The sequence below is a fragment of the Allofournierella sp. genome (assembly GCF_048388525.1).
Taxonomy (GTDB): Bacteria; Bacillota; Clostridia; order Oscillospirales; family Ruminococcaceae; genus BQOK01.
Genome location: NZ_DBGCTQ010000038.1, coordinates 136,639 through 160,583, shown reverse-complemented (window position 1 = coordinate 160,583; position 23,945 = coordinate 136,639). Strand labels below are relative to the sequence as shown.

Annotated in this window: 19 protein-coding genes; 17 read left to right on the top strand and 2 right to left on the bottom strand. The window is 60.0% G+C overall.

Annotated elements, in window-relative coordinates:
* Window positions 1-100 precede the first annotated feature (100 nt).
* From ACMLHZ_RS04295 to ACMLHZ_RS04230, 14 genes are all read left to right on the top strand, one after another.
* A complete protein-coding gene (locus ACMLHZ_RS04295) occupies window positions 101-1,057 on the top strand; it encodes a DNA-directed RNA polymerase subunit alpha (RefSeq protein WP_177564752.1) in 957 nt (318 codons plus the stop codon).
* 25 nt (window positions 1,058-1,082) lie between these two features.
* On the top strand, window positions 1,083-1,424 hold the full coding sequence (gene rplQ / locus ACMLHZ_RS04290) for a 50S ribosomal protein L17 (protein WP_177564754.1): 342 nt from the start codon (window positions 1,083-1,085) through the stop codon (window positions 1,422-1,424).
* Between the two features lie 288 nt (window positions 1,425-1,712).
* The gene (locus ACMLHZ_RS04285; RefSeq protein ID WP_418666566.1) at window positions 1,713-2,867 is read left to right on the top strand and encodes a ribose-phosphate pyrophosphokinase; all 1,155 of its coding nucleotides are present in this window, start codon (window positions 1,713-1,715) and stop codon (window positions 2,865-2,867) included.
* A 74-nt stretch (window positions 2,868-2,941) separates the two neighbouring features.
* A complete protein-coding gene (locus ACMLHZ_RS04280) occupies window positions 2,942-3,871 on the top strand; it encodes an AEC family transporter (protein ID WP_418666564.1) in 930 nt (309 codons plus the stop codon).
* 226 nt (window positions 3,872-4,097) lie between these two features.
* The gene (locus tag ACMLHZ_RS04275) at window positions 4,098-5,015 is read left to right on the top strand and encodes an ROK family protein (protein WP_418666563.1); all 918 of its coding nucleotides are present in this window, start codon (window positions 4,098-4,100) and stop codon (window positions 5,013-5,015) included.
* Window positions 5,016-5,041: 26 nt separating this feature from the next.
* Window positions 5,042-6,394, top strand: a complete 1,353-nt coding sequence (locus tag ACMLHZ_RS04270; protein ID WP_418666562.1) for an FAD-dependent oxidoreductase — start codon at window positions 5,042-5,044, stop codon at window positions 6,392-6,394.
* Between the two features lie 101 nt (window positions 6,395-6,495).
* Window positions 6,496-7,794, top strand: coding sequence for a hypothetical protein (locus ACMLHZ_RS04265; protein WP_418666561.1), 1,299 nt, complete (start codon window positions 6,496-6,498; stop codon window positions 7,792-7,794).
* A 75-nt stretch (window positions 7,795-7,869) separates the two neighbouring features.
* Window positions 7,870-9,474, top strand: coding sequence for a hypothetical protein (locus ACMLHZ_RS04260; RefSeq protein WP_418666560.1), 1,605 nt, complete (start codon window positions 7,870-7,872; stop codon window positions 9,472-9,474).
* Window positions 9,475-9,584: 110 nt separating this feature from the next.
* Window positions 9,585-10,553: an ABC transporter permease gene (locus ACMLHZ_RS04255; RefSeq protein ID WP_418666559.1), complete on the top strand. Its 969-nt coding sequence runs from the start codon at window positions 9,585-9,587 to the stop codon at window positions 10,551-10,553.
* 15 nt (window positions 10,554-10,568) lie between these two features.
* Window positions 10,569-11,768 (top strand): carbohydrate ABC transporter permease, encoded by a 1,200-nt coding sequence (locus tag ACMLHZ_RS04250; RefSeq protein ID WP_418666558.1) that lies wholly within the window; start codon window positions 10,569-10,571, stop codon window positions 11,766-11,768.
* Window positions 11,769-11,813: 45 nt separating this feature from the next.
* Window positions 11,814-12,497, top strand: a complete 684-nt coding sequence (locus ACMLHZ_RS04245) for a hypothetical protein (RefSeq protein WP_418666557.1) — start codon at window positions 11,814-11,816, stop codon at window positions 12,495-12,497.
* A gap of 38 nt (window positions 12,498-12,535) precedes the next feature.
* Complete coding sequence (locus tag ACMLHZ_RS04240; RefSeq protein ID WP_418666556.1) at window positions 12,536-14,026, top strand: DUF4127 family protein; 1,491 nt, start codon at window positions 12,536-12,538, stop codon at window positions 14,024-14,026.
* Window positions 14,027-14,111: 85 nt separating this feature from the next.
* Window positions 14,112-15,995, top strand: coding sequence for a beta-N-acetylhexosaminidase (locus tag ACMLHZ_RS04235; protein ID WP_418666555.1), 1,884 nt, complete (start codon window positions 14,112-14,114; stop codon window positions 15,993-15,995).
* 38 nt (window positions 15,996-16,033) lie between these two features.
* Window positions 16,034-17,542, top strand: a complete 1,509-nt coding sequence (locus ACMLHZ_RS04230; protein ID WP_418666554.1) for a DUF4127 family protein — start codon at window positions 16,034-16,036, stop codon at window positions 17,540-17,542.
* Between the two features lie 172 nt (window positions 17,543-17,714).
* Here the strand turns inward: ACMLHZ_RS04230 and abc-f are convergent, their stop codons facing one another.
* A complete protein-coding gene (abc-f, locus tag ACMLHZ_RS04225; RefSeq protein ID WP_418666553.1) occupies window positions 17,715-19,205 on the bottom strand; it encodes a ribosomal protection-like ABC-F family protein in 1,491 nt (496 codons plus the stop codon).
* A 480-nt stretch (window positions 19,206-19,685) separates the two neighbouring features.
* Window positions 19,686-20,567, bottom strand: a complete 882-nt coding sequence (locus ACMLHZ_RS04220) for a carbon-nitrogen hydrolase family protein (protein WP_418666552.1) — start codon at window positions 20,565-20,567, stop codon at window positions 19,686-19,688.
* Window positions 20,568-20,911: 344 nt separating this feature from the next.
* Here ACMLHZ_RS04220 and ACMLHZ_RS04215 point away from each other — a divergent pair, with 344 nt between their 5' ends.
* The 3 genes from ACMLHZ_RS04215 to ACMLHZ_RS04205 all read left to right on the top strand — a co-directional run bounded on the left by ACMLHZ_RS04215 (window position 20,912) and on the right by ACMLHZ_RS04205 (window position 23,922).
* A complete protein-coding gene (locus tag ACMLHZ_RS04215) occupies window positions 20,912-21,178 on the top strand; it encodes a metal-sensitive transcriptional regulator (protein WP_418666551.1) in 267 nt (88 codons plus the stop codon).
* A gap of 30 nt (window positions 21,179-21,208) precedes the next feature.
* Window positions 21,209-23,281, top strand: coding sequence for a heavy metal translocating P-type ATPase (locus tag ACMLHZ_RS04210; RefSeq protein ID WP_418666550.1), 2,073 nt, complete (start codon window positions 21,209-21,211; stop codon window positions 23,279-23,281).
* A 65-nt stretch (window positions 23,282-23,346) separates the two neighbouring features.
* Entirely contained in the window at window positions 23,347-23,922 is a 576-nt protein-coding gene (locus tag ACMLHZ_RS04205; protein WP_418666549.1) for a methyltransferase family protein, read from the top strand.
* The last annotated feature ends 23 nt before the right edge of the window (window positions 23,923-23,945 follow it).

The following is a 23,945-nucleotide window of genomic DNA, read 5'->3' as shown; positions in this document are numbered from 1 at the left end:
ATCGTTGAGTTGTACTCCAAGTAACAAGCTCAGCGCATAGGGAAAGCGAACACTAAAGGCCGGCCCGCCCCCAGGGCCGGCCCACCAAGGAGGGTTTTTTATGATGGAGATCGAACGCCCCAGAATTGATACCACCAGCCTGTCGCCGGACGGCCGCTACGGCAAATTCGTCGTGGAGCCCCTGGAGCGCGGTTTTGGTACCACCTTGGGCAACAGCTTACGGCGTGTCCTGCTTTCGTCGCTTCCCGGCGTTGCCGTCACCAGCGTAAAGATCGATGGCGTGGTCCACGAGTTCAGCACTGTTCCGGGCGTTAAGGAAGACGTGACCGAGATCGTGCTGAACCTCAAGGGCGTTGCCGCCAAGCTCTACGCCGACGGCCCTGTCACCGTTCGCATTGAAGCGGCCGGTGAGGGCGAAGTTACTGCTGGCAGCATCAAGCCCAGCGATGAGATCGAAGTGCTGAACCCCGAGTGGCATATCGCCACCCTGGAAGAAGGCGGCAAGCTCGTGATGGAGCTCACCTTCGACAAGGGCCGCGGCTACGTGCCCGCAGAGCGCAACAAGCAGCTCATGCAGGAGAAAAACGACCTGAATGTGCTGCCCATCGACAGCATCTATACGCCTGTTTTGAAGGTCAACTACACGGTGGAGAATACCCGCGTTGGCCAGATCACCGACTACGACAAGCTCACCATCGAGGTGTGGACCGACGGCACCATCAATGCCAAGGAAGCCGTGAGCCTTGCGGCACGCGTGCTGACCGAGCATCTGAACCTGTTCGTCAACCTGTCGGAGGAGGCAATGGGCGCCGAGATCATGGTGGAGAAGGACGACAAGGGCAAGGAAAAGGCCCTGGAAATGACCATTGAAGAACTGGATCTCTCGGTGCGTTCCTTCAACTGCCTGAAGCGCGCGGGCATCAATACCGTGGAAGACTTGATCAATAAGTCCGAGGACGAGATGATGAAAGTCCGCAACCTCGGCCGCAAGAGCCTGGAAGAGGTCATGGCAAAGCTTGATTCTCTGGGCTTTACCCTTACCAAAGACGACGAGTAATTTTACTGCAAAGGAGTGAAACGGGATGCCCGGTACCAGAAAACTCGGCCGCACCAGTGAGCAGCGCAACGCCATGCTGCGCGCCATGGTGACCTACCTGTTTGAGAACGGCAAAATCGAGACCACCGTGACCCGTGCCAAGGAAGTGCGTTCCATGGCCGAAAAAATGGTGACTCTTGGCAAGCGGGAGGATCTGCATGCCAAGCGCCAGGTCTACTCTTATATCACCAAGGAGACCGTTGCCAAAAAAGTGATCGACGAGTACGGCCCCAAATATGCCGACCGCAACGGCGGCTATACCCGCATCGTGAAAACTGGCCCCCGCCGCGGCGACGCCGCCGAGATGGCCATCATCGAGCTGGTTTGATCTGTAAAAGCCTTCGCCCCCAAAAAACCGGGGGGCGAAGGCTTTTTCTATTGCCGCTCAAGGCGTGGGAATGCCGCGAAAAAACGGATTTTGGGCATATTCGACAATTTGTACCATCGGATTCCCGCAGGGCATATGACAAGCCGCAGAAAATGCGGGAAAGCGGGGATTTTGCTGTTCCTTTTGGCAAAAGTGTGATACTATCTAATTGTAATTTGTATGCCCCCGCAGCACACGGGGGCACGGTTATTTTTAAGGTAAATCAAAAGAACAGGAGAGTTTACTGTGATGCAGCAGCAGCCGAACAACACCGAGTTTTTTATTGAGGGAAACGGCGTGGCCGACATGGGGCTGATCGCCACCCCCGGCGCCCGTGAGCTCACCGCCCTGATCGACCGCCACCTGGTGCGCTGGGCCAAGCGCAAGGGCATGGAGAAGGAAACCTTTATTATTCCCAGCGAATGCCCCCGCTTTTCTTCCGGCGACGGCAAGGGCCTGATCAAAAATACCATCCGCGGCGATGATTTGTACATTGTGGTGGACGTGGGCAACTACAGCTGCAAATACACCATGTTCGGCCACGAGAACTGCATGAGCCCGGACGACCATTACCAGGATCTCAAGCGCCTGATCCAGGCCGCCAGCGGCAAGGCGCACCGCATCACAGTTATTATGCCCCTGCTCTACGGCAGCCGCCAGCACCGCCGCGCTTACCGTGAAAGCCTGGACTGCGCGTATGCGCTGCAGGAATTGCAGGATATGGGCGTAGAGAACATCATCACCTTTGACGCCCACGACCCCCGCGTGTCCAACGCGGTGCCCCTGATGGGCATGGACAATGTGATGCCCACCTACCAGGTGCTCAAGACCATGTTCAAGAGCATCCCCGACTTCCGCCCTGACCCGGAGGATTTTATGGTCATAAGCCCGGACGAGGGCGCCATGAACCGCAACATGTATTACGCCAGCGTTTTGGGCGTGAACCTGGGCATGTTCTACAAGCGGCGCGATTACAGCCGCGTGGTGAACGGCCGCAACCCCATTGTGGCCCACGAGTATCTGGGCGAGAGCGTGGAGGGCCGGGACGTGTTCATTGCCGACGACATCATCTCCTCGGGCGAGAGCATGCTGGACATCGGGTACGAACTGAAAAAGCGCGGCGCCAAACGCATTTTCTGCAACGCCACCTACGCGATCTTTACCGGCGGCCTGACCGAGTTTGACAAGGCCTATGCCGACGGCATCATCAGCGGGGTGTACGGCTCGAACCTCACCTACCGCACGCCCGAGCTGCTGAGCCGCGAGTGGTTCCACGAGGTGGATGTGTCCAAGTACATCGCTTATTTTGTGGCCGCCATCAACCACGATATGAGCGTTGGCTCGATCATCGACCCCAACGCCAAGATCCAGGCGCTGCTCAAGCGCTACGGCGTTAAGGAATAAGCAAAAAAACGAGAGATGAGCCCCGCTTTCAAGGCGGGGCTTGTTTTTGGCTGGAACAAGAGGGGGGAAAGCCCATGGAAGTGAGCCTGCTGCTGATCCGGCAGATCGCGGAACTGTTCTTCATGCTGCTCATGGGGTTTATCATTGCAAAAATACGCTTTTTGTCCGAGGCGGACAGCAAGGTCGTTTCCAAGCTGGTGCTGTATCTGGTGATGCCATGCTCCATCCTAAACGCCTTTCAGGAGAGCTTCAGCAAAGAGAAGCTCCGGGGCCTTGCGCTGGCCTTTGCAGCCGCACTTGTGGCACATCTTTTGCTGATGGCGGTAAATGCGGCCTGCCAAAGGCTGCTGCACATGGATGGGGTGGAGGTGTGCTCGGCCTATTACTCCAATGCGGCGAACCTGATCATTCCGGTGGTGGGGTATGTGCTGGGCGGCGAATGGGTGCTGTACAGCTGCGCGTACATCACCGTGCAGACGGCCTTTATCTGGACCCACGGCAAGCGCATCATGAGCGGGGAAAAGGGATTTGGCTGGAAAAAGGTCTTCACCAATATCAACCTGCTGGTCACGGCGGCGGGCATTGTGATGTTTTTGGGGCAGCTGCGCATGCCCGCGCTGCTGCGCGAGACCGTGGCGTCGGTGGGGCAAATGGTGGGCCCGCTGAGCATGATCGTGACCGGCATTCTGGTGGGGTACATGCCTTTAAAGGAGGTGTTCGCCACCAGGCGCGTATACCTGGTGAGCGCGCTTCGGCTGCTTTTGTATCCGCTGCTGTTTTTGGCGGTACTGAAGTGCAGCGGCATGGCGGCCCTGACCCCGGACGGGGACACGATTTTGCTGGTGAGCTTTTTAGCGACCACCGCACCCAGCGCCGCGGCCATTGTGCAGATGGCGCAGGTGTATGGGGGCGATTCGGCCTATGCCAGCAAGATCAACGTGATGACCACCCTTTTGTGCATCCTGACCATGCCGCTGATGGTGATGCTGTATCAGGCATGGTAAAAAGCAGATGGTCCGCAGGCGCCGCCACATAAAAAAGCGGCCGCAGTTTTGCTGCGGCCGCTTTTTTATGTGGCGGAAGAATATCGATAATGTATAAAATTTTGCCCTTCAGGTTGTTTATTTGTACATAAAATCAAATATCATATTGACTTCTCAAAAAACGCGCTATATGATATAGCCATAATAACTTTTTACGAGCTTCGTAAAAAGTTTTGAGGTGGCAGAGATGCTTGATCAGATCAAAATCCACAACATTAAGCAGATTATGCTTTGCCTGATGGCGCGCCGCTGTGCAACGAAAGCGGAGATCGTGGAAGACACAGGGCTGAGCACCTCGACGGTGTCTTCCTGCGTGAACAGCCTGTTGAAACTGAAACTGCTGATCGTGAACGGAATGGACGATTCCTCCGGCGGGCGCCGCTCCATCATCTACCGCGTCAACAGCGCCTATGGCTGCTTCATTGGCCTGGACCTGCGCCCACACGGAATCGAGGGCGTCGTTACCGACTGTGAAGCGCAGATCCTGAAACGCATTTCCTTTCCGCTGGATGGCGGCACGGCGCCCCTGCATGCGATCATGGAGCTTTTGAATGCGGAGACCGCCCACAACAAAAACGTGTTGGGCATCGGAGTTGGGGTGGCCGGAAAGCTGGACTACGAGGAACAGATCATTACTTCCGCGCCGGAGTTTGGCTGGCAGTTTGTGCATTTGAAAGAGATCATTGAGCGCCAGTACATGGTCTTTACCCACCTGGATCATCAGATCAACGCGGGGGCGATCTATGAGGGCATGATGGGCTGTGCCCGCGGAGAAAAGCATTATCTGTACATCAGCGAGGCGCCCGGCGGCAAGGCGGCGCTGGTGCTGGATGGCCGCCTGTGCCGCGGCGCGGACAACGCCACGGGCGATCTGTGCGGCACACAGGAGCTTGGCCCGGCCTGGCCGGGGTTGCTTCACTTTTTGGGGATCTCCCAGCTGATCGTGGGCTACGAGACCGAGGAATTCAAAAATAAAGTGTGCGAGAGCACCAAGGGGTTCGGTGGCCAGGTCCATTACATCCGGCACTTGCGGGACACCTACCCGGTGAGCATGGCGGCCGTGACGCAGCGCGAATGGTTTGAATCGATCTATTTCATGCTTTAAATTACTTGGATAAAGGTGGAACACTCGTGAAAAAAGTATATGACATCATTGTGGTGGGGGCAGGTTCCAGTGGGACCAACGCGGCTGTGTGTGCGGCGCGCAGGGGCATGAGCGTCCTGCTCATCGACAAAAACGGATATCCGGGCGGGACCAACACCTCCGCCATGGTGGCGCCGCTGATGACCTTCCATGCGGGGGATAAACAGGTGGTCAGGGGCATTGCGCAGGAGATCGTGGACCGCCTTGCGGCCCGGGGCGGCACTTTGGGGCACATCCCGGACCCCATCGGAATGGTATCGACCATCACGCCCATTGACTCGGAGCTGCTCAAGCTGGTCTACTTTGAGATGCTTTCCACCGAGCCGAACATCACTGTGCTGCTGCACACATTCCTGGAATCAGTGGAGCTGGAGAACGGGCAGATCCAGGCCGTGCGGGTGCTGAACAAAAGCGGAAAAGCCACCTACAAGGGCAAGGTGTTCATCGACGCCACGGGCGACGCGGATCTCGCCGCCCTGTGCGATGTGGAATTTATGCTTGGCCGCAAGCACGACGGCATGGCGCAGCCGATGTCGCTGATGTTTTCGCTGAACAATGTAGATCTGGAAAAAACGACGAAATACGTGTTGGAAAACCCGGAGCAGTTCATCCTGAACATGGACTGCGATCTCAGAAAATATTTGGCGGTATCGGGCTTTTTCAGTCTGGTGGCACAGGCAAAGGAGAACGGGGATTTCCCGCTGCCGAGAGACCGCGTGCTGTTTTTCCAGAGCGTTCATCCGGGGGAAGTGCTGGTGAACATGACGCGTGTGACAAGACTTTCCGGCGTGAACGCGAAGGATCTGACGGCCGCGGAATTCGAGGCGCACAAACAGGTGGGCATTGTGACCGCGTTCCTGAAAAAGTACATCCCGGGCTTTGCGGCTGCACAACTGCGCTCCATTGCCGCGATGACGGGTGTGCGGGAGAGCCGCCGCATTTTGGGCATGGAAACGCTGACGGCCGAGATGGTGATAAACAGCGCCGAGTGCGAAAACAGTGTGGCGGTATGTGCCTTCCCCATCGATATCCACGACCCGGTGGGCGCAGAGCTGAACTGGATCCGCAAAGAGCGCATCTGCTGCTATGATATCCCGTACGGGGTGATGGTGCCCAAGAAAATATCGAACCTTCTGGTGACAGGGCGCTGTATCTCGGCAACCCACGAGGCGATCGCGTCGGCCCGCATCACCGCAACAGCAATGGCTCTGGGGCAGGCCGCAGGGGCGGCCGCCAGCATGGCGGTCGCCGAGAAAAAAGCTTGCAGCGCGATCCCGGTGCCGAAGCTGCAAAAGCTGCTGGCCGACGAGGGCGCGGTGCCGGGCAAGCGCTGGATATGAAAATACGGCGCGCCGTGCGCCTTTTGTACCCGAAAGGGGCGCGCAGCATGCCGCAGGGGATACAGCTTCAAAATAAAACGACAAAATGAGGAGGGAATAAAATGAAACGGCTCATCACGGTACTCACGGCACTCCTTTTGGCGGTCACGGTCGTTCCTTTTCACGCGTTTGCCACTTCCAACAATTTTACCAATTCCCAGCTGCCGCCCGAGGCCGCGGCCGAGAACAGCCCAACCTATACTCTCAAACACAAGATCTATATTGAAAACTACGAGGGCGGTGCCGTAAGCGTGATTGACCTACAGGGAAAGCACACGGTCATCGGCTATGTGTACCGGCCGGCCACAGCGGCGAAAAACTCGAGCGCAGGCTTTTGGGCCGCCCACTACGATAAAGCCATCGACGGGACCTATTCCTGCGTGACCGCCACCGGCGTGAACGCGCTGCACCTGAAGCTGGGCCCGCAGGCCGGGTACGACCCCCTTGCGCCGGACGCCTGGATGCCCTGGCAGATCAGCGTGGGCATCAACGAGGATTATGCTGCGGCCGGGGGAAGCTACAGCGATTCCATGATCTACACCTCAGTGCCCGGCGGCTCAAACATCTTTGGCGGATATGTGGCGCCCTATGTGGGGAGCCCCGTGAAATATTACACCCCGCAGTCCACCTGGGAGACCATGGACTCGTATTTCAGCGGCGATTTTACCAAGCCTATTCCGAAACGCATCATGATCGAAGTGTACACGGCGTCCACCGGGAACGGCAGCCCGGATTACATCGAATTTGAAAACTGGGCCGCGGGGGACACACTCGCGGGCCGGACCCAGGCGCAGAACGGGAGGGTGCTGGTGCATTACCCCGACGGTACGGAAAAACACGTGGCGGATCTGATCCAGCGCGTGCAGGGCACGGGGCGCTTCATCGGAAGCCAGTATGCGGAGGTGGGAAGGGTGCGCGCCGCACACCCGGGCGTGCTGTGCCTGTCCACCTCGCCCCGGATCGGCGCAACCAACGACACCAACCTGATGGGCGGTTTTCAGTTCGTGCCGGCGAACCATGCCAAGTATCTGGCTTACGACCTGGAGCAGGATTCCTTTATCGGGCGGGACCAGTGGGGGATCGTTGCCCATGTGGGCGCAGACGCGCAGACCCTGTATGACAGGAACTATGTGACAGACGGCCAGGTGTCGTTTGATCCGGTGTGGGAGGGGGTTGCGCCGCTGTTTGCAGAGTACATCAACCCGCGCCAGATCCCCGGAAACCAGGAGGCTTCCACCTATTTTCTGGTTTCGGAGGACTTTGGCGAGACCTGGCAGCAGTGCCCCACCATTCAGGGCGTGACCGACAAAACCAATTCCCCCGTTGCCGCATGGACGAACATCCGGCTTTATCTGCACTGAGCCCATCTTTCGTTTGGCATGCGCTGTGAAAATTTGTTTGCAGCCATATAAAATTTTGTTTAGCAGGAGGGTATTATGAAAAAGAGTACAGCAAAGGCGATCGCTTCCATCGTGTGCGCGGCGCTTGCACTCAGCACACTGGCAGGGTGCGGCGGCGCGGGCTCGAGCCCGCAGAGCACGGCGGCAGACGCGTCGTCTGCCGCCGCGGGGGTGGTGCCAGCAAAGAGCTTTAATTACTACGGCATCTCCACAGGCGTGACCACCGAGGAGTACAACGCGCACCCCCTGGCCGCGCTGCTGAAAGAGCACACCGGCTACGACGTGACCTACGACCAGGTTCCCGCCGGCATTGAGGAAGGCCTGACCGCGATCAACAACATCTTTATCAACCGCGAGGACTATCAGGCCATCAACGTGACCAAGGATCAGTTCTACAGCCTGCTGGCACAGGATGCGCTGAAGGATCTTAAGCCGTATGTGGACAATTCCACCAACCTGAAAGAGGTCATCGCGGACTTCGGCTGGGAGACGGTGGCCAAGGACGGCGGCCTTTACGCGCTGCCCCGCAAGGACGCCATGAAGGTGACCAACTGGGCGATCGCTTACCGGGAGGACTGGCTGAAAGAGTATAACGAGGCTAACCCCGGCAGCGAGATCCCCGTGCCCGCCGCCGAAAACGGATACAGCATGTCGGTGAGCGATTTCCGCGCCATGCTGGAGTATTTCAAGGGCAAGGTGCCCCAGGGCGGCGCCGCGTTCCATGTGGATGTGAATGCCGTTGTGCAGGAGCCCATCATGCCCGCCTTCGGCATCTACAATGACTGGATGGATGTGGACGGCAAGCTGACCTATTACATCGACCACCCCAACTTTGAAAGCTACCTCGCTTACATGCAGGGCCTGTTTGACGATGGCCTGCTGGCTTACGCCGCGACCGCGGAAGAGCCCAACACCGTGAAAATGCTGCAGGCAAAACAGCTTGGCGCCGGCCGCGTGTTCCACTGGGACGCCGCCGCCATTGAGGGCTCGGAGGGCACGGACGACAGCATTGGCTATATCTCTGCGCTCGTGGCCGATGAGAACAAGGGCGACGTGTCAAAGCTGCGCCAATTCTCCTCTGAATCTTACCAGTTCTTTACGGTCGTGCCCAAATACACGAGCGAAGAGCAGACCGCCGCGGTGGTAGACTGGGCGGACAAAATGCTGGACAAGGATTTCTTCCGCCTGCTGACCATTGGCGAGGAGGGCAAGACCTTTACCATCAAGGAAGGCGAATACTGGCCCATCCTGCCGGCCTTCAACGATGAGCGCAACCTGTCGGACCGGTATCTGGCTGCGGCCCGCGAGGAGGACTACGCGAAATACTGGCTGTGCCGCACCCGCAAGACCGAGGCGCAAAACAAGCTGTTCAGCCGCGCCAACGCAAACATTGAGGCCACCGGCGTAAAGTCTCCCATCGCCGTGATGCCCCCCAACGAGGTGTACGACACCACCTTCTCGGGCGCCAAGCGCGAGCTGGACATCGCGCTTGTGACCACGATGTTCAGCAGCGACAACCGCATGACCACAGACCAGCTGCGGGCGGTTTTTGCAGGCAACGGCGGCAAGGAAGTGACTGAGTCGGTGAACGCGTGGTACAGCACCTGGGAAAACAAGGCTACCTATAACACCGTAAAATAAAAGCAGGCATCCAATCGCGTCGGCACGGGGCGGCCGCCCGTTACGGGCGGCCGCCCCGCAGCCGAAAAGCGGGCAGATCACCGCGACACTAAAAACGAAAGGAAGCTTCTATGGCTAAGGTGAAAACAGACAAAACGGCAAAAAGGCTGAGCTTCAAAAATGATATGAAGCGGTATGGAAATCTGTTCCCGTTTTATATACCCGCCGCGGCGTTCGCTTTGGTCTTTTCTTATCTGCCCATGCTGGGCCTGGTTATGGCCTTCAAGGAAAACCCCAACCTGCTGGGCGGGAGCAGCGCCATCGGGGGCATCCTGGAGGCTGCCTGGGCCGGCCTGGGAAATTTCAGGACCATCTTTTCCAACCCCAAATTCCTCTCTGCCCTGGCAAACACACTGATCATCAGCTTTTTGAAAATCGCGATCATTTTTCCGATCCCCATCATGCTTGCGATCCTTATCAGCGAGATGCGCAGCCGGCCGCTGAAGCGCAGCCTTCAGGTGGTCATGTATATCCCGTACTTTTTGTCGTGGGCGACCATCGCCGGCATCTTTGTGTCCATCCTGGCCACGGAGACAGGCGTGGTGAACAACATCCTGGCCGCGCTGGGCCACGAGCGTTTTCAGTTTCTGAACAACAATGAGTTTTTTCGCAGCCTGCTTTTGCTCTCGTCGAGCTGGAAGGACATCGGCTGGAGCGCGGTGACCTACATTGCCGCGATCACGGCGCTGGACCCCGCGCTGAACGAGGCGGCGCGCATTGACGGCGCGACCAAGTGGCAGCAGATCCGGTATGTCACGCTGCCGGGTATTCTGCCCACCGTCGCTTCCATGTTCATCCTGCGCGTGGGCTACATTATGGACGCCGGGTTTGAGCAGGTATTCGTTTTTTATTCTCCCTTTGTGGAAGGCAAGGGCAACATCCTGGGCATGTACACCTGGCGCCTCATCAACGACAGCGGCCTGGTGCCGCAATATGCATTGTCCACGGCGGTGGGGCTTTTCAACTCGGTTGTGGCATTGATCCTTGTGGTCAGTATGAACTTTATCCTGAAGCGTTTCTTCAATAAGAGTATCTGGTAAAAGGAGGGGTGCAACGTGCAAAAGAAAAAACAAAAAGGTCTGCCGCGCCTCGTGGATCCAGCCCGGTTGACGGCGGTACTGTGCAGCGCTGTGTGCTTTCTTGTGCCGGCGGTTTTTGCAAAGCTTCCCCAGGCCGGGGTGCAGGCATTCCATACCGCCGGATACATTTTGTGGGGCGCGCTGGCGGTGGAAGCGGTGGTGTGCCTTGTACGGATGGAAAAAGAGACGCGCCGCTATTTTTTGAAGCTGCATAAATCGGACCTTGTGTTCTGTGCCGCCACCCTGGTCTGCCTGCCCCTGAGCCTTGCCGCGGGCATGGCCGGGCTGGGCTGGGTGGTGCTGCTCAAGCTGCCGGGCGCGCTTTTGCCCTTCAACAACGAAAAGGTGTTTCAGAAGATCGTGAACATCGCCGCTGCCCTGATGGTCATCGTGTTTATCTTCCCGTTTTTCAATGTGTTGGCCGTCAGCCTTTCGGCGCCGGATCAGATCGTGAACCTGTTCCCCAAGCAGATCGACCTGTACTCGATGAAATATGTTCTCACAGACAGTGGCTTTTTCCGGTCGATGGGGGTTTCCATTGTTGTTACGGCGGTGGGAACGGCACTTTCGGTGATCAGCATGGCAATGGCTGCGTATCCGCTGTCCAAAGCGCGGATGCCCTTTCGCCGCTCCATGATGATGTTTTTTGTGATCGTGATGCTCTTCACCGGGGGTATGGCGCCCAACATGCTGCTGATGAACGCCCTGCACCTGAACAACACCATCTGGTCGCTGATCTTTCCATCGGTGGTGCAGGTGTTTTACCTGATCCTGCTGAAGGGCTTTTTTGAAGACGTGCCGGAAGAACTGGAGGAATCGGCGCGGCTGGACGGCGCCAGCAACTACACCATTCTGTTCCGCATCGTTCTGCCGGTGGCCGCGCCGATGGTGGCGACCGTGGCTTTCTTCACCATGATCTCGTACTGGAACAACATCAACAACGCCATTTTGTACATTACCTCCAACCAGAGCATTTACCCCCTGCCCATGTACATCCGAAACTTTTTGAACCGCAACCCTATGGAGGTGGCCATGACGAACCCCACGCTTGTGCGCTATTGGGACAATGTGAAGATGAGCTACGTTCTGTTTTCCATCGTCCCGGTCATCCTGGTGTACCCCTTTACATTCAAGTATCTGAAGAACGGCGTTGCGATGGGCGCTGTAAAGGGCTGAGCACAGCCCGCACCGCAGAAAATTTTATTGAGAGGAGCAAATGATATGGATTATCTGTCGGTTTTGGACCAGCGCAGGCCGGCGCTGATCGTGAGCCTGCCCGGCAACCGCGTGGAGCTGGCCCGAGCGGCTGTGGAGTGCGGCGCAGACGTGATCAAGGTGCACATGAATGTGCAGCACCGCGCGAGCGGCCTGCACTTCGGCACGTTTGAAGAGGAGAAGAACACCCTTGAACAGATCGCCGCCGTTTCCAAGGGACCGTGTGGTATTGTGGCCGGCAACAGCGTGGAGGATGTGGAGCGCGATTACCAAAAGGCCTTCGGCCTGGGTTACAGCTTTATCTCCCTGTATGCGTCCGCCATGCCGCTTTCGGTACTGGCAACGCCCGGCCTGATCAAAATGGTGGCTCTGGCGTGCGATTATACGCTGGAAGACGTGCGCGGGCTGCCATGCATCGGCGCGGATGTGCTGGAGGCCTCGATCATGCGGCCCGAGACCTACGGCCAGCGGCTCACGGCCGCGGAACTGCTGCAGTATACGGCACTTTGCAAAGAGAGCAAGCTGCCCGTCGTTGTTCCCACCCAGCGGGCCATCCGCCCCATGGAGGTGGGGCAGTTGGCCAGGTGCGGCGTGGCCGGCATCATGGTGGGCGCTGTGGTCACGGGCGCGGAGGAGGAGAGCCTGCGCCGCAGCGTGAGCGCCTTCCGCAATGAGATAGACAAGTTATGACAGACCATATAGGAGCTGATGTTCAGACGGTGAAGGATATGACAGTTGCTTTTCTGCCGCTCGATACGCGCCCCTGTACTTATGATCTGCCCGTGCAGCTTGCCCGGCAGAGCGGGGCGGAGGTGTTGCTGCCCCCCAACGGGATGGTGGCCGCCTATAAGCAGGCGTCCGACACGGCCGCGCTGGCGCGCTGGCTGGAAGAGACAGCGCCGGGGTGCGATGCGCTGGTCGTCAGCGCAGAACAGCTTTTGCAGGGAGGGCTCATCCCATCCCGCCAGGCGCGGGTGAGCGCTGCGCGCCAGTGCGAGATGCTGGAGGTGCTGAAGCGCATCCGCCGGAAAACGCCGTCGGTCAGGACCTACCTGTCCAACGTTCTGATGCGCACCTCCATCAGCACCCTTGACCCGGAGAGTTTGGTATGGTGGGAAAAGGTGAATTTGTATTCCAAGCTCTGCTACCGGGCCAAAACCGGGCGCTGCAGCGAGGCCGCGCAGCAGTGCCGCGCGCTGGAGCAGGAGATCCCCGCCGAGGTTCTGCGCACGTTTTTGACGGCGCGCGGCACGAACCACAGGGTGAACCGGGAATGTATCCGGCTGGCCGCAGAGAGTGTTGTGGAGGAGCTGCTGATTTTGCAGGAGGACTGCGCCGCGGAAGGACTGCAGCGGTTTGAGCAGGAGATCCTGCTGCGCGATATCCAGGCCGGCGGCCTTTCGGACCGGGTGTTTTTGTTCAATGGCACGGACGAGGCGGGGGCGGAGCTGCTGCAAAGGGCGCTGCACCCCGGGGGCTGTGCGGTGGAGGTGGTTTGGCTGGGGTCTCAGCCGGATTTTGTGGCCAAATATGAGGATCGCCCGTTCCGGGAGAACCTGGCGGAACATATGCGGGCGCTGCACATGCGGCAGGAGCAGGGCGCCCGGCGGGTGCTGTTTGTGCTGACGCCGAAACAGGAGCAGCGGGAGGCTGCGCTGCCACGAGGAGAGGCCGCGCACGATTACAGCGAGGCAGAGCTGCAGGCGATCTGCCGCCCCATCGGCCAGGCCGCGGCGCGGGGGCGCGGCTGCTATTTGCTGGATCTGGACTTTGCCAACGGCGGCAACCCTTTTTTGCTGGAATGCCTGGCAAAGGAAATGCCCGTTACACAGCTGTGGGGCTATGCCGGGTGGAACACGGCCAGCAACGCGCTGGGCACACTGCTGGCGCAGATCCTGGCCGGCGGTGGGGGGAACAGGGCGCTGAACCGCGCCTTCACGGCGGAGCGCATTCTGGATGACGCGGTGTATCAGGCGATCGTTCGCCAGGCTGTGGCGGCCCGCGTGAAGGCGGACGGACAGGATGTTTACAACATCCGGGATATCCCCAAAACACAGCGGTGGCTTGAGGAAGAGTTTGAGGCCGTTCGGCCGCTTTTGGAGGCGATCTTCGGCGGCGAGGTCCCGGCCTTTGAGGCAAGGCTGCGCTGGCCCAGGCTGTTTGAGGCCGCGGTTTTTACCAGGGCGGGCAATGGGCCTGTGTACACGGGCGATATTTAAAGAGCGGCTGCCCCGCACAGCGGTCATGCGACGGAACGCTGTGCGGGACGATCTGTTTTGAAGAAAAAGGATGGGAGGGATTTTTGTGGCGATCCGGCTTTCAGGCGAGGTGTGCGCCGTGCGGGAAGGCGTTGAAAATATCCTTATGTATTACCCTTACGCCGCGCGGCACTTTGACGGTGAGATCAGCGCGCACCGCCTGGGCGGGGAGGGCGTGCCCTCGCTCAGGATGCGCCGCGGCGATGGAAAGATCCAGGTGGACTACCGCCGCCGGTGCGATTTCTTCCGCGCGCTGGGCTGTATCCTGGCGGGGGAGGAGAGCGCCTGCGAGTGCGCGGCTTATGAGAAAAGCGGAGTTATGCTGGATGTTTCCCGGGATGCGGTGTATACCCTGGCCCAGCTCAAAGAGTTTTTGGCATGGATCGCGCTCTGCGGCCTGAACACCTGCTATCTGTATATGGAGGACACCTACCAGCTGGAGCGGTATCCCTATTTTGGCTATCTGCGGGGGGCGTATTCGCCGCAGGAGCTGAAAGAGCTGGATGACTTTGCCGACAGCCTGGACATTGAGCTTATCCCCTGCATCCAGACACTATCCCACCTGGGCACCACACTGAAGTGGGATTATGCCCTGCCGATGAGGGACACCGCGGCCACCCTGATGGTGGGATGCGAGGAAACATACACCTTCATCCGGGAAATGCTCCTCAGCCTGAAAAAGGTGTTCCGCACCCGGCGGGTCCATATTGGCATGGACGAGGCAATGGACCTTGGCACCGGCGCCTATCTGCGCCGGCAGGGGCTCCGGCCGCAGTTCGAGCTGATGACAGAGCATCTGGGACGGGTGACGCAGATCGCACGGGAGCTGGGCCTGGTGCCCATCATCTGGGATGATATGTTCTACCGCTCCAAAGACGAGAACCTGGACTACTACAACCCGGACGTGACGTTGGACGAAAACGATATTGCCCTGGTGCCGCAGGAGGTCCAGCTGGCCTACTGGGATTATTACCACAACACCCAGGCGGAATATGAATGTATGCTGGAAAAGCGGAAGGGGTTCCGCCAGTATCTCATTTTTGCCGGAGGCATCTGGAAATGGAACGGCTGGGTGCCCAATTACGGAAAGACCTTCACCGCCACCCACGCGGCCCTGCAGGCCTGCCGCAATTACAGGGTGGACGAGATATTGGCTACCCTGTGGGCGGACAACGGCGGCGAGGCGGTGCTGCAGACCGTCTGGCCGGGCCTTGTGCTTTTCGGCCAATACGCCTACGGGGCAAAGACGGACGACGGGGCGATCAGCCGCCGGTGCAGGGCCTTCACCGGCCTGCCGCTGGAAGGCTACCGGGCGCTGGAGGAGCTGGACCTGCTGCCGGGCTGCGAGCGGCCGAATACCAAGATCCGGAATCCCTCGAAGTATCTGCTGTATCAGGACCTGCTGCTGGGAGCGTTCGACGCCTGCGCCGGCGAGGAGGGCATTGCGGCGCACTATGAGCTCTGCGCGCAAAGACTGGAGCAGCTGGCAAACGAGGGGTCCTACCCGCCGGCGTTTGACCGCATGTTGACCCTGTATGCCCTGCTGGCCCGGGTGCTGGCCGAAAAAAGCAATTACGGGGCGGCGGTACGCGCGGCCTACCGGCATAAGGACCAGGAGAAGCTGCACATGCTGTGCGGCGCACTGGACAGCCTTGCACAAAAGGCCGCGGCACTGCACGCAGCGTTTGTGCAAATGTGGTGCTACGGCACAAAAGGCACCGGCCTGGAGGTTCACGACATCCGCCTGGGCGGCCTGTGCGGGCGCATCCGCACCGCCCAGACCCGCCTGAGCATGTTTCTGAAGGGGGAGCTTGACCGGCTGGACGAGCTGGAGCAGGAGATCCTGCCTTTCCGGCAGCAGAGCGGGGAAGAGAGCGGCTACCCCGTCTGCAACAAATACCACCTGATCGCAACGCAGAATTTGCTGTGAACAGCGCCCTGCCCGCAGGGCGAAGGGAGGAAAACAGAATGGTGCGCATTTTGCTGCTGCCTTTGGACGAGCGGCCCTGCAACGCGCGCTTCCCGGAAATGATGGCGCAGGAGTGCGGGGGATATGAGCTGATAACACCGCCGCGTGAGCTTCTGGGCGATCAAAAGCGGCCGGCACGAGTGGAAGGCATGGCGCAGTGGCTGAGAGAAAATTTCGGCGATTGCGATTATGCGGTGCTTTCGATCGACATGCTGGTGTATGGGGGCATCGTTCCGTCGCGGCTACACCAGCTCGACGAGGAGGAGTGCGAAGCCCGGCAGGGCCTGCTGCGGCAGCTGCGCGCGGAGCACCCGGAGGTCAGGGTCTTTGCGTTCAGCCTCATCCTGCGGGCGCCCGCCTACAATTCGGCAGAGGAAGAGCCGGACTATTACGAGACGTATGGGGCACGGCTGTGCCGCCTGGGCGTTTTACGGGATAAAAGGGAGCGGGGCGCGGCTTCCGGCGCGGAGGCGGAGGAACTGCAGGCGCTGGAGCGGGCGCTGCCGGCCGCGGTGACGGAGGATTTTTGCGGACGCCGCGCCGTGAACCACGCGGTGAATAAGCGCGCCGTGGAGCTGCTGCACCAAAATATTCTGGACTTTTTGGTCATTCCCCTGGACGACTGTGCAGAGTATGGATGGGCGGCCGCGGAGCAGCGGGCGCTGCGCGCCGAAATCCTGCAGGCGGGGGAGAGCGGCCGCGTGTATCTGTATTCCGGAGCGGATGAGGTGGGCTGTGTGCTTGCGGCGCGCGCGGTGAACCACAGCCGCGGCCGCATGCCAGCGGTGTATTTGCAGTACAGCAGCGTGTACGGGCCGCTGGTGACGCCGAAATACGAGGACCGGCCGCTGGGCGAAAACCTGAAATGGCAGATCGCCGCCGCCGGGGGAAGGACCGCCACCAGCCCGGAGGTGGCGGATCTGATCCTGATGGTCAATGCCCCCACCGCGGGCGGGGAGCAAATGGCGGAGGCCGGCACAAAGACCGCGCTGTGGAACGCCAGCTATGCCGGCTGCCGCTGCCTGCCGGATTTTGTGGCCTCGCTGCGGGCATACCTTGGGGAAAAGCCCGTTGCGCTGGCGGACTTGGCAGCGGCGAACGGCGGCGACGACGAATTGATGCGGATGTTGGCCCGGGAGGGCCTGCTGCCGAAGCTGGCCTCTTATGCGGCGTGGAACACGGCCGCAAACGCCGCGGGCACCTGCATTGCCCACGCCATGCTGCGGCTGGGCACCGCCCCGGAAAGCTCGGTTTTTACCGCCCATCGTATTCTGGAGGATTGGGCTTATCAGGCGGATATCCGCCAGTGCGCGGCAGAGCTGGCGAAAAAGATGGGCTGCACCCTTGACAGAGGCGACGGGGAGAACCAGCTTGCAGCGTTTGTGCGGCGGGAGTTGGAGCAGTATGCCGCACGCTGGGCGCTACCGGGGTCCGTGTGCATTGAACGGGTGGAATTTCCCTGGCACCGCTTTTTTGAAATCAGCCTTTTCCTGAAAAGCGCGCTGTGACAAAAAGGGGAAACGCGGCCCGGCATGAGTGACCGCGGCTGATCGAACCGAATGGGAAAACCCCCTGCGCAGGACATTTGCCTGCGCAGGGGGTTTTGCGCGGTCAGGCGGCAAGACCTTTGGAGCCAGGCCCCCCGCCCTTTGCAATGGCGCGCCTGCCGCGGCCGGCTTTTTACAGCCGCAGCACATGCGTGGCAACCTTTTCGATGAACGCCGCGTCGTGCTCCACAAACAAAAGGGTGGGCCGAAACGCCAGAAGCAGCTCCTCGACCTGCCCACGGGCGGGCAGATCGATATAATTCAGCGGCTCGTCCCACACATACAGGTGGGCGGGGCGGCACAGGCTGGCGGCGAGGGCCGCCTTTTTCTTCTGGCCCTCGCTGTAGCTTGCCATGTCCTTTTCAAACTGCGCCCGCTCAAAGCCCAGCTTGCGCAGCACGGCCCGGAAAAGGGTGGGGTCCAGCCCCTGCTGCGCTTCAAACCGGCCCAGGGGGCCCGCCAGCTGCCCGGTCGCCTGGGGCAGCCAGCTGATGGTCAGGCCGGCGGCCAGTTCCAGCAGGCCCTCGGCGCGGGCGGTGCTTTGGCCCAGGATCAGCCCGAACAGGGTGGATTTTCCGCAGCCGTTGGGGCCCTGCACCGCAAGGCGCTGGCCCTGCTCCAGCACAAAGCCCAGATCGTGCAGGGCCTGCAGCTGCCCGTAAAAGGCATTCAGGTGCGCGGCGCGAACCAGCACCTGCTTGGGGTGAGGCAGCGGGGTGAGCTTGAGGCGCCCGGTTTCCTCCACTTCCCGCAAAAGGCCCCGCTTTTCTTCCACTGCCGCCTGCCGCCGCCCCTCGATGGCCTTGGCCCGCTGCATCATTTTGGCGGCCTGATGGCCGATGTGGCCCCGGTCCGGCCGGGGCGCGCCCCGCTTGACGGGGTCGATGCCGGTCTTGCCGGCCTCTACCTTGTCGGACCAGGCCGAGGTGCGGCGTGCGGCGGCGGTGAGCTGGCCGATCTGCTTTTGAAGCCGGTCGTTCTGCCGCTGCTCAAACTGCTGGCGCAGCTGCCAGTTTTGCTGCCAGGTGGTGTAATTGCCCCGCTGCACCTGGATGCTCTTTTTGTTGATGGCAAGCACGTGATCCACACATCCGTCCAGAAAGGCCCGGTCGTGGCTCACCAGAATAAACCCGCGCTTGCCTGCCAGATAGCGGCTCACCGCCTGCCGGGCTTCCAGGTCCAGGTGGTTGGTGGGCTCGTCGATGAGCAAAAAGTGCCCCTGGCGCAAAAACAGCAGGGCCAGCAGCACCTTGGTCTGCTGGCCCTGGCTCAGGGTGCAGAAGGGCTGGTAAAGCCGGCCGGGGTCCATGCCCAGAAGCCCAAGCTCCCGCGCCAGCTGCCAGGGCTGCGCTTGGGGGCAAAAAGCCCCCAGCAGTTCCTCCGGGGAGGCGGACGGGTCCGGTACCCCGAAGGGAAAATAGTCGAAGAGGACATTGGCGTGGATGGCCCCCCCACAGGGCAGGAGGCCCATCAAAAGCCGCAGAAAGGTGGTCTTGCCCCTGCCGTTGCGGCCTACAAAGCCGAGCTTCCACTCGGTGTCGAGCTGGAAGGTGGCGTGCTCGAATACATTGTCAAAGCTGCCGGGATAGGCAAAGGTAAGGTCGGTGACCTGGATCAAGGACATTGCGCATCGCTCCTTTCACAAAAGCGGCGCCGCCCGCCCCGCAGGGATGCGCGGGAGCCTCCGCTCTGAAAAAAATCGGCCGCAGGGGAAAAGCTTCCCCTGCGGCCGCGCAAATATCCGCCAGCCCTGAAAAGAGCCGGGCGATCCGGTGCGCGCGCAAAGCCGCGAGCCGCCCCAAAGGCCGGCCCGACTGCGGAAGTTCCCCTGCAAGGGGCGCACACAGCCCCGGGCCCGCCCCAAGGCCGGCCCGCGCGGTGTTTGCCCCATTTTGTCAGCAGGAAAACTTGCGCATGCTCTCACGCTCCGTTTCGATCCAAAATAATGCGGACCCAGATCCGCCTGACCCTATCATACAGGCCGGGAAAGCGTTTGTCAAATTCTGTAAGCATTTTTATTGCTTTACGAATAAAAACGCTGCTTTAAAAGCACCCGTGCCTCGTGCCTTGCGGGGCAAGCGAAACACATGACGAAAAAACAACATCACTCCCGGCGGTCATTTCTGATAAATGGCGCAGCAATTTTTGTGTCAATTAAAAGCCCGTACTTTTTCGGGCGTCGGTATGCATTTCCATGCACCTCGCTTTTGCGATAATTGCGCAGCTGCTCTAAATCAAGCTGGGCAATATACACTCCTTCTTTTCCATCGGCTTGCAAAACGCAGGTGTCCCGCGCGTCCTTCAACCCGGGGAGATATGCCACGCCGTCAAAAACGCTTGAGCCGCCATTGCAGTCAGGAACCGGTTCGGGATAGTTACAGGTGGCGATCGCCAGCATATTTTCAAACGCTCTGCTTCGAAGCTGTGAAAGGCGGTTAATCTCCATCGGGCAGGCATTCGGAACAAGAATCAGCTCCGCGCCTTTCAGCATCAGGATCCTTGCGCTTTCGGGGAACTCCCTGTCATAACAGATCATGGCACCGACGTTTACCCAGCCACAGGCGGTATCAAGCGCCGTGACATAAAAATCCTCGCCGGGCGTTAAATTCTGTTCCACGCCAAAATCGCAGGTGTGTACTTTTGCGTAGACGAATTTTTCTTCTCCAAACCTGTCAAAAAGAACGAAGGAATTGCGGGGAGCGTTTTCATGCTTTTCAAGCAGTGTGATACCGATCGCCATACTAAGCTTCTTTGCAAGGCGGCCAAAGGTATGAACAAAACCATCATTCACAGGAATTGCTTCTGCTTCCCATTCGCTGGCCGGCCGATCATAAATATTATATCCGTTGCTCCACATTTCAGGAAACAATGCAATATCTGCACCCTTTTCTTTGGCTTCTTTACAATATCTGATCCCCTTTTCAAGATTTTCTTTCAGCGTTTTGCAAGGGGAGATCTGTAACAGGGCGATTTTCAACAGGCGCATTATTTTATTTTTCCCCTCTCACTTCAAATTCATAGTATGGGCATTCAACTGGAAGATTCTGCTGGTTTGGGAAAGGAAGCTTATCGAAGTACCCCCGCCGCAATAAAATTTCCTGTTTTTTATACTCTAAATTTTAATATTGAAACTGTCAAGCTGTTTCATCTCACGGCACAAGCTGAAAAGCGCCGCGAAATACCCTGTTCCTCATTCTTTTATGGACCCGTGATAAAATTTTTTGCGATTCCTCTTGACATAATACCCCCAGGGGGTATATACTGTTTTCAGAGCAAGAATACCCCCTGGGGGGATAAACGAAACACAAACTTTTACAGGAGGACTTCAATATGTCTGATTGCAAGCATTCCGCCGACGTGACCCGCCGCCTGGCCCGCATCAGCGGCCAGGTGAACGGCATCCGTGAAATGGTGCAGAGCGGCCGCCCCTGCGGAGACCTGCTCACCCAGCTTTCCAGTGTGAGCAGCGCCGTGACCCAGGTTGCAAAGCTGATCCTGACCGAACATCTGGAGCACTGTGTGGTGAACGGCACCGACACGGACGAAACCCTGGCGGAGCTGAAAGCCGCCATTGACCAATTTGCCAAGCTGAAATAAGGCAACACGCAGGAAAAGGGAGAGCAGACGATGGAAGCAAATAAACAGAAACACTGCGCGGCCGCGGGGCAGGAAAGCTGCTGTGAGCACGGACAGGAGCAGCGCCATGAAGAGCATGGGCACGGGGAACACGGCAGCCACCAGCACGGGCACGGGCATGGCCACGAACACGGCGGCGAATGCGGCTGCGGGCACGGGCAGGAGCACGGCCACGATGATGGCTGCGGCTGCGGCCACGACCACGGGGCCGGGGTGGAAAAGAGCGAGGCGGTGAGCACTGCCTGGCAGGCGGCGGGGGCCATTGCCCTGCTGGTGCTGGGGCATTTTGCGGCCGGCTGGCCGGCCGTGGCGGTTTACCTGGCGGCCTACCTGCTGGCGGGTCACGGAATCCTGTGGAGCGCGCTGAAAAACATCACCCGCGGCAGAATTTTTGACGAAAACTTTTTGATGGCGGTGGCCTCGCTGGGGGCGTTCGCCATCGGCGATATGTCCGAGGCGGTGGCCGTGATCATCTTTTACCGGGTGGGCGAGCTGCTGCAGGATCTGGCTGTGAGCCGCAGCCGCAAAAACATCGCCGGCCTGATGGACATTCGGCCGGACTTTGCGGTGCTCTATGAAAACGGAAGCGAGCGCAGGGTGGACCCCGGCGAGGTGGCGGTGGGCCAGTTCATCCGCATCCGCCCCGGTGAGCGGGTGCCGCTGGACTGCACCGTGACCGACGGTGAGAGCGCTGTGGACGCCAGCGCCCTGACCGGTGAGAGTGTGCCGGTGGCCGCCGCACCCGGCACGGCGCTGGCCAGCGGCAGCGTAAACCTTTCCGGCCTGCTGACCGCGGAGGTGACCGCCGTTTACGGCGATTCCACCGTGCAGAAAATCCTGGACCTGGTGAGCGAGGCGGGCGACAAAAAGGCGAAGGCGGAACAGTTCATCACCAAGTTTGCCCGGATCTATACGCCGGCGGTCATGGCGCTTGCGGCGCTGATCGTGTTTGTGCCGCCCTTTTTCACCGGCTGGGCCACCTTCAGCGACTGGCTGTACCGGGGGCTTGTGTTCCTGGTGGTGAGCTGCCCCTGCGCGCTGGTGCTCAGTATCCCGGTAAGTTTTATGGGCGGCATTGGCGGCGCGGCCCGCAACGGTATTTTGGTCAAGGGCGGCGACGTGGTGGACCGGCTGCGCGCCCCCAAAGCCGTGGTGTTCGACAAGACCGGCACCCTGACCCTGGGCGAATTTGCCGTGAGCCGCGTGCGGCCGGCGCCGGGGGTGGAGGAAAGCGAACTGCTGGCTGCCGCGGCCCTGTGTGAGCGCAGCTCCGGGCACCCCATTGCAGTGTCGGTGCGCAGATACTGCGCCGACCGGGACCCCGGCGCCCCCATCACTGCCTACGAAGAGCTGGCCGGCATGGGCGTGGCCGCTCACACCGAACAGGGCGTGTACTATGCGGGCAACGCCCGCCTGATGGAGAAGGCCGGCGCTGCAGGCGATTTTTCCGGCGGCAGCGGGGCCGGCACCCTGCTTTTGGTGGCGCGCGGCTCCCAATACCTGGGCAGCCTGCTGATCCGGGATGAGGTAAAGCCCGGCGCCAAAGAGGCGGTGGCCCGCCTGCGGGAGCTGGGGGTGAAGAAACTATTCATGCTCACCGGCGACCGGGAGGGCGTGGCAAAAGAGGTGGCGGAGGCCGTGGGTCTGGACGGCTACAAAGCGGGCCTGCTGCCGCAGGACAAGGTGGCAGCCTTTGAAGAGCTGACAAAAGACGTGGAGGGCGTGACCCTTTACACCGGCGACGGCATCAACGACGCGCCGCTGCTGGCCCGCGCGGACGTGGGCGTGGCTATGGGCGGCGTGGGCAGCGACGCGGCCATTGAGGCCGCCGACCTGGTGCTTATGACCGACGAGGTGGAAAAGATCGGCAGCGCCATCCGCATTGCCCGGGCCACCCGCGGCATTGTGCTGCAAAACATCGTGTTTGCCCTGGGGGTGAAGCTGGTGGTTCTGGCGCTGGCGGCCTTTGGCATGACCCCCATGTGGCTGGCCATTTTCGCAGATGTGGGCGTGGCGCTGATCGCGGTGGCCAATGCCGCCCGGGCGGTCTTTGCAAAGCTCTGACCGAACACATACGGCCCCGGCCCTGCATTCCAGGGCCGGGGCCGTTTTTAAAAAGGGAGAGGCGTATGTACCAAAAATTTTTGGCGCTGCTGTGCATGGCGGCATTTTATGCGATCTATTTTTCAAAGCAGCTCGCCCAGCGCCGGCAGGGCGTGCGCACCAACCAGATCGGCCGGGGCGATAAAACCGCGGGGACCCTGCTGGTGGAACGGCTGCTGGGCGCGGCCACCCTGTCCATCGTGCCTGTGGAGGCGGCCAGCATCCTGCTGGGCGGGCCCGCCGGCCCGGCGCGCTTTGCGGCGGGGCTGGCCCTGTGCCTTCTGGGCTGCGCCGTTTTTCTGGCCGCGGTGCGGGGCCTGGGCGGCAGCTGGCGGGCCGGCATTCCCGCAGAAAAAGATACGGCGCTGGTCACAGGCGGGGTCTATGCCCACAGCCGCAACCCTGCGTTCCTGGGGTTTGATCTTGTTTATCTGGGGCTGCTGCTCTGGTTTTTCAACTGGCTGCACCTGGCCTTTGCGCTGTTTGCCGTTTTGATGCTGCACCTGCAGATCCTGCAGGAGGAAGCCTGGCTGGGCGAAACCTTTGGCGCTGCCTACCAGAGCTATCGCGCCCGCACCCGCCGGTATTGGGGGAAAAGCTGAAAGCGAAGGGCCGCCGGATTTGC

Bases quoted from the DNA above. Each gene is read 5' to 3' on its own strand.
- rplQ (WP_177564754.1), top strand. From the start codon at position 1,083: ATGCCCGGTACCAGAAAACTCGGCCGCACCAGTGAGCAGCGCAACGCC.
- ACMLHZ_RS04230 (WP_418666554.1), top strand. From the start codon at position 16,034: ATGGTGCGCATTTTGCTGCTGCCTTTGGACGAGCGGCCCTGCAACGCG.
- ACMLHZ_RS04240 (WP_418666556.1), top strand. From the start codon at position 12,536: ATGACAGTTGCTTTTCTGCCGCTCGATACGCGCCCCTGTACTTATGAT.
- ACMLHZ_RS04280 (WP_418666564.1), top strand. From the start codon at position 2,942: ATGGAAGTGAGCCTGCTGCTGATCCGGCAGATCGCGGAACTGTTCTTC.
- ACMLHZ_RS04295 (WP_177564752.1), top strand. From the start codon at position 101: ATGATGGAGATCGAACGCCCCAGAATTGATACCACCAGCCTGTCGCCG.
- ACMLHZ_RS04215 (WP_418666551.1), top strand. From the start codon at position 20,912: ATGTCTGATTGCAAGCATTCCGCCGACGTGACCCGCCGCCTGGCCCGC.
- ACMLHZ_RS04220 (WP_418666552.1), bottom strand. From the start codon at position 20,567: ATGCGCCTGTTGAAAATCGCCCTGTTACAGATCTCCCCTTGCAAAACG.
- ACMLHZ_RS04260 (WP_418666560.1), top strand. From the start codon at position 7,870: ATGAAAAAGAGTACAGCAAAGGCGATCGCTTCCATCGTGTGCGCGGCG.
- ACMLHZ_RS04285 (WP_418666566.1), top strand. From the start codon at position 1,713: ATGCAGCAGCAGCCGAACAACACCGAGTTTTTTATTGAGGGAAACGGC.
- ACMLHZ_RS04255 (WP_418666559.1), top strand. From the start codon at position 9,585: ATGGCTAAGGTGAAAACAGACAAAACGGCAAAAAGGCTGAGCTTCAAA.
- ACMLHZ_RS04275 (WP_418666563.1), top strand. From the start codon at position 4,098: ATGCTTGATCAGATCAAAATCCACAACATTAAGCAGATTATGCTTTGC.
- ACMLHZ_RS04245 (WP_418666557.1), top strand. From the start codon at position 11,814: ATGGATTATCTGTCGGTTTTGGACCAGCGCAGGCCGGCGCTGATCGTG.
- ACMLHZ_RS04210 (WP_418666550.1), top strand. From the start codon at position 21,209: ATGGAAGCAAATAAACAGAAACACTGCGCGGCCGCGGGGCAGGAAAGC.
- ACMLHZ_RS04205 (WP_418666549.1), top strand. From the start codon at position 23,347: ATGTACCAAAAATTTTTGGCGCTGCTGTGCATGGCGGCATTTTATGCG.
- abc-f (WP_418666553.1), bottom strand. From the start codon at position 19,205: ATGTCCTTGATCCAGGTCACCGACCTTACCTTTGCCTATCCCGGCAGC.
- ACMLHZ_RS04265 (WP_418666561.1), top strand. From the start codon at position 6,496: ATGAAACGGCTCATCACGGTACTCACGGCACTCCTTTTGGCGGTCACG.